This is a genomic window from Octadecabacter antarcticus 307, from assembly GCF_000155675.2.
In the GTDB taxonomy this organism is placed as follows: domain Bacteria; phylum Pseudomonadota; class Alphaproteobacteria; order Rhodobacterales; family Rhodobacteraceae; genus Octadecabacter; species Octadecabacter antarcticus.
The window spans coordinates 4,737,491-4,751,957 of the sequence record NC_020911.1 but is presented as its reverse complement, the minus strand read 5'-3'; the positions used below and the strand labels follow the sequence as shown (position 1 = coordinate 4,751,957).

At 54.7% G+C, this 14,467-nt stretch carries 12 protein-coding genes; 9 read left to right on the top strand and 3 right to left on the bottom strand.

Annotation, left to right across the window (positions count from 1 at the left end; translation table 11 throughout):
• The first annotated feature begins 24 nt into the window (after positions 1-24).
• The 8 genes from OAN307_RS24285 to OAN307_RS24250 all read left to right on the top strand — a co-directional run bounded on the left by OAN307_RS24285 (position 25) and on the right by OAN307_RS24250 (position 11,546).
• A complete protein-coding gene (locus OAN307_RS24285) occupies positions 25-921 on the top strand; it encodes an aminoglycoside phosphotransferase family protein (RefSeq protein ID WP_245540944.1) in 897 nt (298 codons plus the stop codon).
• Positions 918-1,601, top strand: a complete 684-nt coding sequence (locus tag OAN307_RS24280) for a nucleotidyltransferase family protein (protein ID WP_015502047.1) — start codon at positions 918-920, stop codon at positions 1,599-1,601. Before OAN307_RS24285 ends, OAN307_RS24280 begins: the two co-directional genes overlap by 4 nt.
• On the top strand, positions 1,594-4,527 hold the full coding sequence (gene addB, locus OAN307_RS24275; protein WP_015502046.1) for a double-strand break repair protein AddB: 2,934 nt from the start codon (positions 1,594-1,596) through the stop codon (positions 4,525-4,527). The genes OAN307_RS24280 and addB overlap by 8 nt, the downstream gene beginning before the upstream one ends.
• Complete coding sequence (gene addA / locus OAN307_RS24270; protein ID WP_015502045.1) at positions 4,524-7,910, top strand: double-strand break repair helicase AddA; 3,387 nt, start codon at positions 4,524-4,526, stop codon at positions 7,908-7,910. Before addB ends, addA begins: the two co-directional genes overlap by 4 nt.
• 61 nt (positions 7,911-7,971) lie before the next feature.
• The gene (gene trxA, locus OAN307_RS24265; RefSeq protein ID WP_015502044.1) at positions 7,972-8,292 is read left to right on the top strand and encodes a thioredoxin; all 321 of its coding nucleotides are present in this window, start codon (positions 7,972-7,974) and stop codon (positions 8,290-8,292) included.
• A 111-nt stretch (positions 8,293-8,403) separates the two neighbouring features.
• Positions 8,404-8,964 (top strand): ATP-dependent protease subunit HslV, encoded by a 561-nt coding sequence (gene hslV / locus OAN307_RS24260; protein WP_015502043.1) that lies wholly within the window; start codon positions 8,404-8,406, stop codon positions 8,962-8,964.
• Positions 8,957-10,261, top strand: a complete 1,305-nt coding sequence (hslU, locus tag OAN307_RS24255; RefSeq protein ID WP_015502042.1) for an ATP-dependent protease ATPase subunit HslU — start codon at positions 8,957-8,959, stop codon at positions 10,259-10,261. The genes hslV and hslU overlap by 8 nt, the downstream gene beginning before the upstream one ends.
• 37 nt (positions 10,262-10,298) lie before the next feature.
• Positions 10,299-11,546: an MFS transporter gene (locus OAN307_RS24250; RefSeq protein WP_015502041.1), complete on the top strand. Its 1,248-nt coding sequence runs from the start codon at positions 10,299-10,301 to the stop codon at positions 11,544-11,546.
• On the opposite strand, the gene OAN307_RS24245 is transcribed toward OAN307_RS24250, so the two are convergent.
• The 3 genes from OAN307_RS24245 to OAN307_RS24235 all read right to left on the bottom strand — a co-directional run bounded on the left by OAN307_RS24245 (position 11,525) and on the right by OAN307_RS24235 (position 13,823).
• Complete coding sequence (locus OAN307_RS24245) at positions 11,525-12,115, bottom strand: Smr/MutS family protein (protein WP_015502040.1); 591 nt, start codon at positions 12,113-12,115, stop codon at positions 11,525-11,527. The genes OAN307_RS24250 and OAN307_RS24245 overlap by 22 nt on opposite strands.
• On the bottom strand, positions 12,112-13,083 hold the full coding sequence (gene mltA / locus OAN307_RS24240; RefSeq protein ID WP_015502039.1) for a murein transglycosylase A: 972 nt from the start codon (positions 13,081-13,083) through the stop codon (positions 12,112-12,114). The genes OAN307_RS24245 and mltA overlap by 4 nt, the downstream gene beginning before the upstream one ends.
• A gap of 80 nt (positions 13,084-13,163) precedes the next feature.
• On the bottom strand, positions 13,164-13,823 hold the full coding sequence (locus OAN307_RS24235) for a Tim44/TimA family putative adaptor protein (RefSeq protein ID WP_015502038.1): 660 nt from the start codon (positions 13,821-13,823) through the stop codon (positions 13,164-13,166).
• A 123-nt stretch (positions 13,824-13,946) separates the two neighbouring features.
• On the opposite strand from OAN307_RS24235, the gene OAN307_RS24230 reads away from it, so the two are divergent.
• Positions 13,947-14,444, top strand: a complete 498-nt coding sequence (locus tag OAN307_RS24230) for an FxsA family protein (RefSeq protein WP_015502037.1) — start codon at positions 13,947-13,949, stop codon at positions 14,442-14,444.
• The last annotated feature ends 23 nt before the right edge of the window (positions 14,445-14,467 follow it).

Sequence of the window (14,467 nt, the reverse complement as noted above, 5' to 3'; positions counted from 1 at the left end):
TGGGCAAGTTGGCAGCGGATTCAAATGACCGCAGACGCGTCGCCGCGACAGTACGAACGCCTTATAGGTCAAAACGGGCGGTCAGTCGTTTTGATGGATGCGCCACCAGAAACATGCGGGAGCCAATCGCGTTTCGTGGACATCGCGACTCACTTGAAATCGCTCAACCTTGCGTCACCTGAGGTTCTGGAATGGGATGACCCAAAGGGTCTTATGATCATCAGCGACCTTGGCCAACACGACTTCGCAAAATACCTAAGCGCGGCACCAACAGACGAGCCAAATCTATATAGCGCAGCAGTCAACGTATTGCGCACCGTGCAATCCACACCGCCCCCCATTGGCCTGACCGAAATGACGCCAGATGTCGGGGCGGATATGGTTAGTGTTGCATTTGAATGGGCCGCAACGGACCAAAGCAAAGATCTCGCCACAGAGATCACCGCGAGTCTGCGCAACCTCTTGCAAGAAATAGACCACGACGCGCGCGTGCTATCGCTTCGGGACTTTCACGCGGAAAACCTAATTTGGCGGCCCACAAACCATGGTAACTGGCGCGTTGGTTTGCTCGATTTTCAGGATGCATTTATCGCCCATCCAACCTACGATCTGGCGTCATTGCTGCGTGATGCGCGGCGGGACGTTGACCCTGCAATGCTCGCCTCTCTTCTCACCCAACTCGCTGGCGAAGATGGGAACGTCGCGGATTTCAAACGCGCGTTCCATGTGATGGCTGTTCAGCGAAACTTGCGTATTTTAGGCATCTTTCACCGCCTTGCACAACAGGATGGCAAGACTGGGTATCTTTCGCTAGCTCCACGTGTCTGGGCACATTTACAGACGGACTTGGCGATGCCAGATCTTGCCGACCTTGGACACCTTGTCCAGCGTGCATTAGGTCCCAAGGGGGCACAATCTTGATCACACCGTCCGCCATTTTGCTGTTTGCCGCAGGTCTTGGAACCCGCATGGCGCCACTTACGAATACACGGCCAAAGCCGTTGGTAAACGTCGCGGGTCGCGCGCTGCTGGATCATGCATTAGCGCACTGCACAGGTCTTCGGACCGTCGTTAATGTGCATTACTTTGCAGATCAGATCCGCGATCAACTTGCACAGACTAATGTCATGATCTCTAATGAATCCAAACAGTTACTAGAAACAGGTGGCGGGCTGAAGCATGCACTTCCACTTCTCGACAGCAATCCAGTCCTGACGATGAACACTGACGCTGTATGGAAAGGGCCAAACCCAGTACATGTGCTCAGTCAGACTTGGATGCCTGCTGAAATGGAATCGCTCTTACTGTTGATCCCTCGCGCTCATGCGGTTGGTCATACTGGATCGGGGGATTTCGACATCGATGGCTCTGGTCGCCTGACGCGTGGAACCAGCTACGTTTATTCCGGTGTCCAGATAATCTGCACAGATGGGCTGGCTGACATCCTTGAAAATAAGTTTTCTATGTGGGCACTGTGGGACAGGATGCTAAACCGCAAAACGATGTTTGGTGCCGTTTATGACGGCCAATGGTGTGATGTTGGCAGCCTTGACAGCATAAAAATTGCTGAAGATATGCTCGCTGGAGGTGATGATGCTTGACCCAATAGAAATCCCCCGCGTGTTCGGGGTACCCCTCGGTCAAGACTTTTCGAGGGCTCTTTATGATGGATTAAAGGCGTCGTTTGAACCGATGGCGCCAACAGATGTGGCCTGCGTTGAAATCTATGTGAACACCCGCCGCATGCAGCGCCACCTGACGTCGTTGTTTCACCAAGGCGACGCGCTTTTGTTGCCGCGCATCCGCCTTATCACCGATCTTGCGCAAGACGCGGTTGGGCGCGACATCCCGCCAGCCATTGCGCCTTTGCGTCGTAGACTTGAGGTCGCGCAGCTGGTCAAAGGCCTGATCGATGCGGACCCGACGCTCGCGTCACAAGATGCAGCGATTGATTTGGCAGACAGTCTCGTTGCGCTGATGAGCGAGATGCAGGGCGAAGGTGTCGCGCCTGAAACAGTCGCAAACCTCGACGTCACGGACCAATCGGGGCATTGGCAGCGCGCGTTGTCATTCATTCAACTGGTGCAGCAGTTCTTTGTGGATGATCGGTTGGATGGCGAAGGCCGCCAGCGTCATGTTATTGAAACGCTCGTTGAACGCTGGGCTGATGCGCCACCAAACCATCCGGTCATCGTTGCGGGGTCAACCGGTTCGCGGGGGGCCACGTCGCTGTTCATGCAAGCAGTCGCGAAACTGCCGCAAGGCGCTGTTATTCTACCCGGTTTGGATCACGATATGCCGGCCCATGTTTGGGATATGATGGAACAGAAAAAAGGTGGTGAGGATCATCCGCAATATCGGTTCAAAGCTTTTTGTGATGCGCTGGGTATCCGACCGTCTGATATCCGAACTTGGGGTGACAAAACCAAAATTAACGTCGCACGCACTGGGCTGATTTCGCTTTCACTGCGGCCAGCACCCGTGACCCATCAGTGGATCAACGACGGACCTGATTTGGGCGATCTTGGCGAAGCAACAAAAGGCATCACTTTGATTGAGGCCCCGACCCCGCGCGCGCAAGCAGATGCGATTGCCGCGCGGCTGCGCCAGGCGGTTGAAGACCGACAAACCGCCGCGCTGATCTCACCCGACCGGATGCTCACACGACAAGTTACCGCTGCGCTGGATCGTTGGGACATCACACCAGACGACAGCGCGGGCCTGCCATTGCAACTCACAGCCCCAGGTCGCTTTCTGCGCCATATCGCAGACCTATTTTGTGAACCACTGGACGCGGAACGTCTATTGGTCTTGTTGCGCCATCCGCTGTGTAATTCCGAACGTGGCAACCACGGATTGCATACGAACGCACTCGAACTTGAAGTGCGCAGGAACGGGCCGCCATTCCCAACGGATGAAAGCCTGACAAACTGGGCCGATGGTACGAAAGACAAGCACCCTGACCGCGTCGCTTGGGTGCATTGGATAGGCGCAACGCTGCTAAATCTCAAAGACCCTAGACCGCATGAATTAGGCACATTTCTTGATGAGCATGTAAAAATTTCTGAGCGTCTCGCCGCTGGACCGAATACCGATGGGTCCGGTGAGCTTTGGAAAAAAGGGGCTGGTCGGGAGGCTTTCCGGCTGATGTCCGAATTGCGCACCCATGCTGATGCGGGCGGTGTGATGACAGCGCGTGATTATCGCCAACTGGTCGGCAGCACTCTTGCTGATGGGGAAGATCGCGACCGTGACCAAGGCCACCCACAAGTCCTGATTTGGGGTACGTTAGAAGCGCGAGTGCAGTCGGCGGATCTCGTGATCCTTGCAGGCCTCAACGAAGGCACTTGGCCAGAGACACCCACCCCTGATCCTTGGCTGAACCGACCGCTGCGGATGCGGGCTGGATTGTTGTTGCCGGAACGTCGCATTGGCCTTAGCGCGCACGATTACCAGCAAGCTGTCTGCGCACGCGAGGTCGTTCTTAGTCGCGCAGTGCGGTCTGACGAAGCCGAAACAGTGCCGAGTCGGTGGATCAATCGCCTGACAAATTTGCTTGGCGGTTTGGACGAGAAAGGCGGCCCTGCGTATCTTGATGCGATGCGTGAACGGGGGCAGCATTGGCTCACCCTCACGGCTAGCATCGCGGCTCCGCCATTTACAGTTGACCCAGCACCGCGACCGTCCCCCTGTCCACCGACCGATGTAAGGCCAGACAGGTTGTCAGTTACACAGATCAAAACGCTCATCCGCGATCCCTATGCGATCTACGCCCGCAAAATTCTTGGGCTAAATTCGCTGGACAGCTTGGCGCACACGCCCGACGCGCCCTTGCGTGGCACCATCGTTCACAAGGTCCTTGAACGGTTCGTAAAGGCCAATATTGACCCCACGAACGCTGGCGCTGCCGGCGCATTGCTGGCTATCGCGACGGACGTACTGGAAGAACGCTGTCCTTGGCCTGCTGTTCGCGCGCTTTGGTTCGCGCGGATTGCGTCCTTCACACCGCATTTCCTAGCCGAGGAGCAAAAACGCCGTGCGTATTCCGCCAATGTAGACACCGAGATTCGTGGCGAACTGAAGCTGGCGAACCTGCCATTTACTCTCACGGGAACGGCGGACCGGATCGATATGTCCAACGATGGCGAGGCGCTGATTTATGACTATAAAACCGGCAAAACCCCCAGCCCAGCCCAGCAAAAATACTTTGATAAACAACTGCTCCTTGAGGCGGCGATGGTCGAACGCGGTGCGTTCACGGCCTTGGGCAGCGTGCGAACCAAGGCCGCTGTCTACATCGGTTTGGGCAGCGATTTGAAAGACCAATCCGCCCCGTTGAACGATGAAACACCTGACGAAACTTGGGCGCGGTTCGAAGGGCTCATTGCTAAATGGATGGACCCATCCAAAGGATACACATCACGTAGCGCAAATGAGATTGTGTCGTTTGAGGGCAGTTATGATCACCTTGCGCGCTATGGCGAATGGGATGAAACACACGACGCTGTTGCACAGGACATGACATGATCCATAATGACGCAACCAGACGCCAAATCGAAGCCGCCGATCCAACGCAATCCACATGGCTGTCCGCCAACGCGGGATCCGGAAAAACACGCGTATTAACTGAACGTGTTGCGCGGTTGCTGTTGGCCGGAACCCGCCCTGAAAACGTATTGTGCCTGACCTACACCAAGGCAGCTGCGTCTGAAATGCAGAACCGTTTGTTCCAGCGGTTGGGTGAATGGGCGATGATGCCCAAACCCGCGTTGCACAAGCAACTGGTTGAATTGGGCACCGAAGCAGCAATTGATGACGATTATCTCAGCAATGCACGCACATTGTTTGCCAGCGCGATTGAAACCCCTGGCGGGCTGAAAATCCAGACGATCCACTCTTTTTGCGCAGGCGTGCTGCGGCGGTTTCCACTGGAAGCAGAAGTCAGCCCACAATTCAAAGAGATGGAAGATCGTGCTGCGCAATTGCTACGCGAAAATGTCCTTGATGAGATGGCGACTGGGGATCACGCGGATGCGGTGGCGGGGTTTGCGCGGCATTATACAGGCGCTGAGGTTGGCAAGTTTTTGGCAGCAATCACAGCACGCAGGTCGGCATTTTTATCACCACTTTCCGCAGATGATTTGGCGCAAACATTCGACATCCCCAAAAACCTCACACTCGATGGGCTGATCGACGCGATTGCAGGACCACATGATCTTGCTGCGATCCAGCAGCTGATCCCGATCTGCCTCACCTCAGGTGCTAATGATCAGAAAGCCGCGATAAAATTGCAGGCAATCAACTGTAACACTGGCCCTGATATGACTGATTTGGCCGTAATGGAGGACGTGTTTCTGTTCGGGAAGGATGCCAAAAGTCCCTACGGCGCAAAGATCGACAGCTTTCCTACCAAAGCAGTTCGTGCCGCCAATCCTGACCTTATCGATGAACTGAATGATTTGATGCAGCGGGTCGAAGATGGTCGGGACGCGCGATGGTGTTGGCTCGCCCTTGAAAAAACCCGCGCGCTTATCGCCTTTGCGACCCCGTTTGTGCAGAGATATGAAACGAAGAAAGTACAAAGCGCAGCACTGGATTTTGACGACCTGATCAGCAAGGCGAAGGCGTTGTTGGAAGACCCTGCCGTGGCGCAGTGGGTCCTGTTCCGCCTTGATGGTGGTGTCGATCATGTCTTGGTCGACGAAGCGCAGGACACGGCACCGGATCAATGGGACATCGTGCGCCTGCTGACGCAGGAATTTTCGACTGGAATCGGCGCCAACCCTGATCGGGAACGCACTGTGTTCGTTGTGGGTGACAAAAAGCAGTCGATCTATTCCTTCCAAGGCGCAGACCCCGATGGGTTCGACCGGATGAGCGTCCATTTTAGCAGTGAATTGGCAAAGGTTGAAAAACCACTCCATAGGCTTGAACTGCTCTATTCCTTCCGATCATCCGCGGCCGTACTGCAACTGGTCGATCAAACGTTCAAGGGTGAAATGGCCGAGGGGCTTGGCGACCATATTGAACACCGCGCATTCAAAGACGGCATGCCGGGGCGCGTCGATGTTTGGCCAGTGATTGAACCATCCGAGAAACCAGAAGAACGCGATTGGGACGATCCTGTCGACCTCAAGGGGCGCACAAACCACAAGGTCGTCCTTGCTGCGCAGATCGCCGCAGAAATCAAACGCATGATCGGACAAGAAACCTTACCCGTGAAAGAAGTTGACGACACCGAATGGTCGCGTCGAAAAATCACTCCGGGGGATTTCTTAATTCTCGTGCAGCGTCGATCAGATTTGTTCAGTGAAATTATTGCGGCATGTAAAACGGCTGGGCTCGATATTGCAGGCGCGGATCGGCTCAAACTAGGGGGGGAGCTTGCGGTCAAAGACATATCCGCCCTGCTGCAATTTCTCGCCTTACAAGACGACGATCTGTCGCTTGCCGCAGCGCTGAAATCGCCGCTATTCGGCTGGACGGAAAAACAGCTTTACGACCTCGCGCAGCCACGTAAAAAACGACAAACCTTGTGGGAGGCTTTGCGCACTTCTGGCACCCATGAAGACACGTTGGCGATCCTTCATGATCTGCGAAACCGTGCTGATTTTCTGCGCCCATACGATCTGATTAACCGTCTGTTGATCCGCCACGGTGGGCGGCAGAACCTTATTGCGCGGCTCGGGCATGAGGCAGAAGACGGGATTGACGCGCTGCTATCTCAGGCGCTTGGCTATGAGCAATCTTCGGTACCAAGCCTGACAGGGTTTCTCACGTGGCTGCAAACCGAAGACGTGGTTGTCAAACGCCAGATGGATTCTGCCGGTGATCGTATCCGTGTGATGACGGTACATGGCGCCAAGGGGCTCGAAGCGCCGATTGTGATCCTGCCCGACACAACAAAGCGCAAGCGTGAGGTCCGTGGCGATCTGTTGACATTAGGCGGCCATGTGTACTGGAAGCCAAAATCGGATGTGATGCCTCAGGTCATGCGAGACATTCAAGACGACATGCTGGACGCCCAAGATCGTGAACGGCGGCGGCTGCTTTATGTGGCGCTGACACGGGCCGAAAACTGGTTGATCGTTGCCGCAGCTGGCGATGTCGGCAAAGGTGATAACGACAGTTGGCACAGGACAGTTTCAAGCGCGCTCGACCATCTGGATGCCGTCGATCATCCTACAGCCTTCGGCACGATCAAACGGTTTAGCCGCTGGACTTGGGACGCGGGTCCGATGGTCGAGACCACTGAGGCGACTGCATCCAAGGCTGTGATGCCCGCCTTTGGAAAAACGCTTCCCGATTTACCAGTTCTTCCTGGAATCCGCTTCCCATCGGAGCTTGGCGGCGCAAAAACCATGGAGGGTGAAACGCACACCGACACTTCTGATTTGGCATTGGCATGGGGGAGCATCATCCATTTTTTGCTAGAAATCTTGCCAGAAATGGACCCAACGACACGGCCAGGTGCCGCCATTGGTTTTACCAACAATCATCCAGAAGCGGGTCTCATTCCGAATATTGATGACCTGATCAAAGAGGCACTTGCGACGCTCGATGCGCCCGACCTCTCATGGATCTTTGCCTCTGGTCTGGCGGAAATCCCAATCTCAGCGACGCTGCCATCCCTTGGGAACGATCGCATGCACGGGATCATCGACAGATTGATCGTAACAGACACAGATGTCATCGCCGTCGATTTCAAATCCAATCGTGTGGCGCCAAAAACACCAGAACAAACACCCGATGGCCTTGCTAGACAAATGGCCGCATACCGTGACGCATTGAAACAAATTTATCCAAACCATCGTATTCGCACGCTTCTTTTATGGACAAAAACTGGGACTACGACGGAACTGCCAAATGCGATGCTTGACGCTGCTCTCAATGGCGTGACCACACCTTGACGACCCAGCAGTCGGACAATACGTTCAGCATCCAAACACACACACTTGAGGAATATATCAAATGGCCACCGTAGCAGTAACCGACGACACCTTTGACGTCGAAGTTCGTCAGTCCACAATCCCCGTCGTCGTGGATTTTTGGGCTGAATGGTGCGGACCTTGTAAGCAAATCGGCCCAGCGCTCGAGGAACTGTCAGCTGAGATGGACGGCAAAGTCAAAATCGTCAAAGTGAACGTGGACGAAAACCCGAACGCCCCTGCCCAAATGGGCGTGCGTGGCATTCCGGCGTTGTTCCTTTTCAAAGACGGTGAAGTCGTTTCTAACAAAACAGGCGCAGCACCCAAAGCAGCACTACAAAGCTGGATTGAAGAAGGCATCTAAGCCAAACTGGTTTTATGAAAGGGCGTCCCATCGGGGCGCCCTTTTTCGTTGAAACCTTGTGTCGCCAGCCTCGCGCCGCCATATAAATTCTAAGCAAAGATAGGACACAACATGACGAGCGAAACATCCCCAGGCTGGCACGGCACAACAATCATTGGGGTGCGTAAGGGCGGCGAGGTGGTCATCGCTGGTGACGGACAAGTGTCCATTGGCCAGACCGTGATGAAAGGCACAGCCCGCAAAGTGCGCCGTCTGACCGCAGGCGGCAATGATGTGATATGTGGCTTTGCTGGATCAACGGCGGACGCGTTCACCTTGCTCGAACGGCTTGAGAAAAAGCTTGAGGCGACACCGGGCCAACTCGCACGCGCCTCTGTTGAACTCGCCAAGGATTGGCGCACTGACAAATACCTTCAGAAACTCGAAGCGATGCTGATTGTGAGCGACGGCAAAGACCTGTTCGTCATCACCGGTGCGGGGGACGTTCTGGAACCTGAATATGACGTGACTGCCATCGGTTCAGGTGGCAACTTTGCCCTCTCCGCCGGTCGCGCACTGATGGATCTGGATTTTACGGCTGAGGAAATTGCCCGCCGCGCCATGGCCATTGCATCCGATATTTGCGTTTATACCAACGGCAATCTTACCGTGGAGACCATCAAACATGACTGACCTCACCCCGCGCGAAATCGTATCCGAACTTGACCGATTTATCATCGGCCAATCTGACGCAAAACGCGCTGTCGCCGTGGCACTGCGCAGTCGTTGGCGACGTAGACAGTTGGACGACGACCTGCGCGACGAAGTATACCCCAAGAACATCCTGATGATTGGGCCCACAGGCGTTGGTAAGACAGAAATTTCACGCCGTTTGGCAAAACTCGCCCGCGCGCCGTTCATCAAGGTTGAAGCAACAAAATTTACCGAAGTGGGGTATGTTGGTCGTGATGTTGAACAGATCATCCGCGATCTAGTTGAATCTGCCATTGTAGAAACCCGCGACTACATGCGCGATGATGTAAAACAAAAGGCGCAGGAAGCCGCTGAAGCCCGCGTGATTGATGCCATCGCGGGGAAAGATGCCCGCGAGGGTACGCGCGACATGTTCCGCAAGAAACTAAAGACCGGTGAATTGGATAACACCATCATCGAACTGGAACTCGCCGATAATTCCAACCCAATGGGAAATATGGAAATTCCCGGGCAGCCCCCCACCTTGGGTGGCATGGACCTGGGCGCGATGTTTGGCAAAGCATTCGGGCCGCGCACCATGAAGAAACGCGTAACCGTTTCGGAAAGCTATGCGTTGTTGATTGCGGACGAAGCAGACAAACTGCTGGACGACGAAACCGTCACGAAAATCGCACTCGATTCCGTCGAACAAAATGGCATCGTGTTCCTCGATGAAATCGACAAGGTCTGCCGCAATGCTGACGCACGCGGCGCGGATGTGTCCCGCGAAGGCGTGCAGCGTGACTTGCTGCCATTGATTGAAGGCACGACCGTCAGCACCAAACACGGGTCCGTCAAAACTGACCATATCTTGTTCATCGCGTCGGGCGCGTTTCACATCGCAAAGCCGTCTGATCTTTTGCCTGAATTGCAGGGCCGCCTGCCAATCCGTGTCGAACTGCGTGCCCTGACTGAACACGATTTCGTCCGTATACTGACGGAAACTGATAATGCGCTAACCCGCCAGTACACCGCACTGATGGGCACAGAAGACGTCACTGTGTCGTTCAGTGAAGATGGTATCGCTGCCCTCGCGCATATCGCGGCTGAGGTGAATGAAAGCGTAGAAAATATTGGTGCCCGTCGTCTTTATACGGTGATGGAACGCGTGTTTGAGGATCTGTCGTTCAATGCGCCAGACCGTGGAGGTGATGAAATCGAAGTCAACGCTGCCTTTGTCGAACAACACCTTGGCGAACTCGCACGATCCACCGACATTAGCCGCTACGTGCTTTAGCGCTTTCCAGTTCCGCTCATTCAGCCAATAAGACCCAATGACCACCAGAATTATCCACGATGCCGGATATGTTTCCTTCATCCGCGAAAACGCGCCCTTCCTTGCGACGGGCGCATTGTTGTCGTTTCTCTCAAGCTTTGGGCAGACGTTCTTCATCTCGCTCTTCGGCGGTGAAATCCGGGCTGAATATGGACTCAGTAATGGCGACTGGGGCCTGATCTATATGATCGGTACTGGCGGATCGGCGGCAGTTATGGTGTTTGCAGGCGGCCTTGCGGATCGGTTCCGCGTCCGTCAACTTGGCATCACTGTGGTGTTGCTCCTCGGTCTGTCTTGCGTCCTCATGGCGCTCAATCCAATTGCCGCCCTCCTCCCATTCGTTGTATTTGCGCTTCGCTTCTTTGGCCAAGGGATGACAACGCATGTTGCAACCGTTGCCATGTCTCGTTGGTTCATCGCGACCCGTGGCCGCGCATTGGCCGTTGCTGCCATGGGTTTCATGCTGGCTGAGGCAGCTCTGCCCCTGATTATGGTCTGGCTAAAATCATACATTGATTGGCACTTTATCTGGATCGGCTGCGCCCTCTTTTGTGTTGCCATGACCCCCGTCCTGTTCCGGCTCCTGCGCCTTGAACGCACCCCGCAATCGGTTGCGCAAGACAACCAATCAACCGGGCTTTACGATAAACACTGGACACGCACAGAGGTCCTGCGCCATCCGATATTTTGGGCCATGGCCCCTGCGGTCATGTCATTTTCTGGCTTTGGCACGGCGTTTTGGTTTCACCAAGTTCATTTTGCTGAAATCAAGGGTTATTCGCATCTGGCGCTTGTGGCGGTCTTTCCACTGGGCACGATCACCCTCCTGTTCTCAACGATCTTTTATGGCTGGGCTGTGGATCGGCTTGGCGCGGTCAAACTTCTGCCGTTCTATTTGATTCCCTTCATCTTTGCGTTCATCCTGCATTGGTACGCGCCAAGCCTTGGCTGGACGGCCCTCGCTGTTATCCTGATGGGTGCGGCGGGCGGCGGTCAGGCAACGTTGTTGAATGCCTGTTGGGCTGAGTTTTACGGGACATTGCACCTTGGGTCCATCAAGGCCGCAACGACCGCTTTGATGGTACTTGGGTCCGCACTTGGACCGGGCGTCAGTGGCTGGCTCATCGACCAAGGCGTTGGCTTTGAACAGCAGATGTTAGGATATGCAGCAACCTTTTTCATCGCGGCAATCTTGTTATTATATCCAGTCACCGTTGTACGAAATCAACGGGTTCGGCGTAAGTAGACGTAATAGGCGCCCTGCCCTCCATGGCGAATGTGCGATTCAGTGATCTGCATCACCAATCCACCCAGCGGGGACATCACCAGCCATTGCGGGACTTGATGGCGCAATACACCAAACCGCGTCGGAATTGGGCCACCATTATCATGGTGCTTTCCCTTACCGGTGATGACCAACACCAATCGATGCCCTGCACCTGCTGACCGAAGGATAAATCCCGTCAATACCGGATGCGCCTGTGCAAGGGTCATGCCGTGTAAGTCAATCCGAGCTTCTGGTTTTAACTTTCCGCGACGGAGTCGACCAAACGCCTTTTGATCCATCTGAACGGGGGCCGCCCGAATCTGTTGGCCAAGCGATGGCAGCAAATCATAGTCGGCACGGTGATCGACAGCAGCACCAATTTTGAAAGCTGAGATGGGTCGGGGTTTGGTCTGACCTGGCTGCGGATTGGGTTTGCGCGGCGCAGCACGGATCAGCTTGATTGCGGGTTTATGAAGCGGCTCTGCCCGCTTCGCCACCACTTCCCACAACGCCTGTTCCTCAGCCGATACATGCCGAGGCTTTTTCATTCGATCACATCCGGCAACAGCGCATACGCGCTTTGGATCGGCATCAAAACGACCAACCGGCCATCATCCTTTATGCGGCCCGCATCACGCCCAGCAACGTCACCTGTTCCAAAGAAAATATCCGCCCGTTGCGATCCCTTGATCGCGGAACCCGTGTCCTGCGCGACCATCAAACGGTTCAATGGTTCAGCACCGTTCTTTTCAATCCAAACGGGGGCGCCAAGCGGAATAAAGGCCGGATCAATCGCAATTGTTCGCATTGTGGTGACCGATCGGTTCATCGCCCCAAGCGGGCCCATATCAGCGGGCACTTCGTTGACCTCACGAAAGAAAACATAACTGTCGTTCGCCCACAAAAGCTGACGGCCTTCTTCACCGTTATTGCGAACCCAATTTCGAATCACATCGGCGGACACCTGATGGGGTTCGTAGACACCACGGTTGACCAGTTCCAATCCGATTGACGAATACTCGCGCCCGTTCGCACCGCCATATCCAACGCGAATACCGCCGCCAGTATCCAGCCCAACGCGGCCTGATCCTTGCACCTGCAAAAAGAAAACATCCACTGGATCATCGATCCAAGCGATCTCATGCCCCAGCCCGTCCAGCGCACCTGTTTCTTCGATTTCACGACGGGTCAACCACGGCGACGTCATATCAGGCGGAAGGCGATAAAGCGGGTACTGGTAGGGGCCGCCACGGGTCACCGATCCGCGTAATTCAGGTTCGTAGTAGCCCGTAAACAGCGCGTCTTGGCCGTCATAAATCAACACAGGCGTAAAGAACCGTTCAAAAAAACCACGCGCCTCTTGGCCTTGGCGCGCCAAATCACAAATTGCTTGCCACGCGGGGTCGCGCATATCGCCACACGTAGACAGGAACACGTCTAACGCCGCCTGATGGTCGTCTTCGGCCCAGCCATTCAGATCGTCAAATTGCAAACTTTGATGGGTCGGATTAGCCATTGCCGCCTCAGTCCAGAAAAATGTTGGCGCGAACATCGACAGCCCAAAGGCCGCCGCCTTCAAGATTATTCGCCCCGTCTTCATTCACCCGTGGCGACAAGAAACCAGTTCGGATCACCAGTGCCCATAGTCCGACCAAACGTCCAAACGTCCCGCTGCTTTTTGATGTCGGTGGCAGACCCTTCTTTCAGGTCTCCTCCTTTGTCATAGACTGCAGACGTACTTTCACAAAGGAACTTGATCGAAATCTCAGCGTTCTTCGTCGTCTCATCGAATTCCGCATCAACCAAAGTTGTTTCGGAAATACCGATGAACTTGAAATCGACGCTCAATCCGTCTTTTTCCCGCGCTTCGACCACACCCGCGAAGGCGTCGTAGACATCGCTCGACAGGAACGGTTTGATTTCAGCAATATCCCCTTTTTCGAACCCCGTCAGGATCATTTCATATGCGCCACGTGCGCCACGCAGAAATTCGCGGACATTGAACGACCGGTCGGCGGTCTTCATCGCTGTCAACACTCTGGCCACGTCACTATCGGCATCGACATAATCGGTCACATCGGGATCAGGTCCACCTTCGATTACTTCCAGATCGGGCGTGGGGCGGCGCGATGGGATTGCCGGCGCCACCTTTGGTTTTTCAAAACCCTCTCGTGTCCCCAAAACATTTCGCAAGCGCAGGATCAGGAAGATCGCAATTCCGGCAAGAACCAGAAGTTGAAGAACGGGCGAATTCATGTGCGTTTCTTTCAAGATAATTTCTAGGCAAGTGGTAACATAAGAGTATTGGCCTTATGTAAGGCTGACATAGGGCCAAGTCCACCTTAGCCCCAACGATTCATTTGCCTATCTGGAGGACCCATGTTTTTGCTTTTACTCTTTATCGGCATCCCGCTGCTTGAAATCACTCTGTTTATTCAAATCGGCGGTGCAATCGGGCTTGGCTGGACACTCGCCATTGTGATCGCGACGGCAGTTTTGGGGGCATGGATGGTGCGCAGTCAGGGTGCACGCGCGATGTTGAACTTGCGAACCTCGTTCTCAAGCTTGCAAGACCCGACTGAACCTTTGGCACATGGTGCGATGATCCTTTTTTCGGGCGCTTTATTGCTCACACCTGGGTTTTTTACTGATTTCGTTGGATTTGCGCTGCTGATTCCCGCTGTTCGATCCGCAGTCTATCGCAATCTACGGGCACGAATTAACGTGCAGAACTTTCAAATGGGGCCAGACATTCAGCAACCGCGCCCTCCCAATCCCCGTGGCCAACCCCACCACCGCGTCATTGATGGCGAGTTTGAAGAGGTCGAACCAGAAAATCCACCAAAGGACGACCCGTCTGGATGGACTAAACATTGAGGCCCATCCCAGTGCCTGATACA

Excerpts from the sequence above, each read along its gene's own strand:
- addB (WP_015502046.1), top strand. The coding sequence starts at position 1,594 with ATGCTTGACCCAATAGAAATCCCCCGCGTGTTCGGGGTACCCCTCGGT.
- OAN307_RS24245 (WP_015502040.1), bottom strand. The coding sequence starts at position 12,115 with ATGAAAAAGCCTCGGCATGTATCGGCTGAGGAACAGGCGTTGTGGGAA.
- addA (WP_015502045.1), top strand. The coding sequence starts at position 4,524 with ATGATCCATAATGACGCAACCAGACGCCAAATCGAAGCCGCCGATCCA.
- trxA (WP_015502044.1), top strand. The coding sequence starts at position 7,972 with ATGGCCACCGTAGCAGTAACCGACGACACCTTTGACGTCGAAGTTCGT.
- hslU (WP_015502042.1), top strand. The coding sequence starts at position 8,957 with ATGACTGACCTCACCCCGCGCGAAATCGTATCCGAACTTGACCGATTT.
- mltA (WP_015502039.1), bottom strand. The coding sequence starts at position 13,083 with ATGGCTAATCCGACCCATCAAAGTTTGCAATTTGACGATCTGAATGGC.
- hslV (WP_015502043.1), top strand. The coding sequence starts at position 8,404 with ATGACGAGCGAAACATCCCCAGGCTGGCACGGCACAACAATCATTGGG.
- OAN307_RS24235 (WP_015502038.1), bottom strand. The coding sequence starts at position 13,823 with ATGAATTCGCCCGTTCTTCAACTTCTGGTTCTTGCCGGAATTGCGATC.
- OAN307_RS24230 (WP_015502037.1), top strand. The coding sequence starts at position 13,947 with ATGTTTTTGCTTTTACTCTTTATCGGCATCCCGCTGCTTGAAATCACT.
- OAN307_RS24285 (WP_245540944.1), top strand. The coding sequence starts at position 25 with ATGACCGCAGACGCGTCGCCGCGACAGTACGAACGCCTTATAGGTCAA.
- OAN307_RS24250 (WP_015502041.1), top strand. The coding sequence starts at position 10,299 with ATGACCACCAGAATTATCCACGATGCCGGATATGTTTCCTTCATCCGC.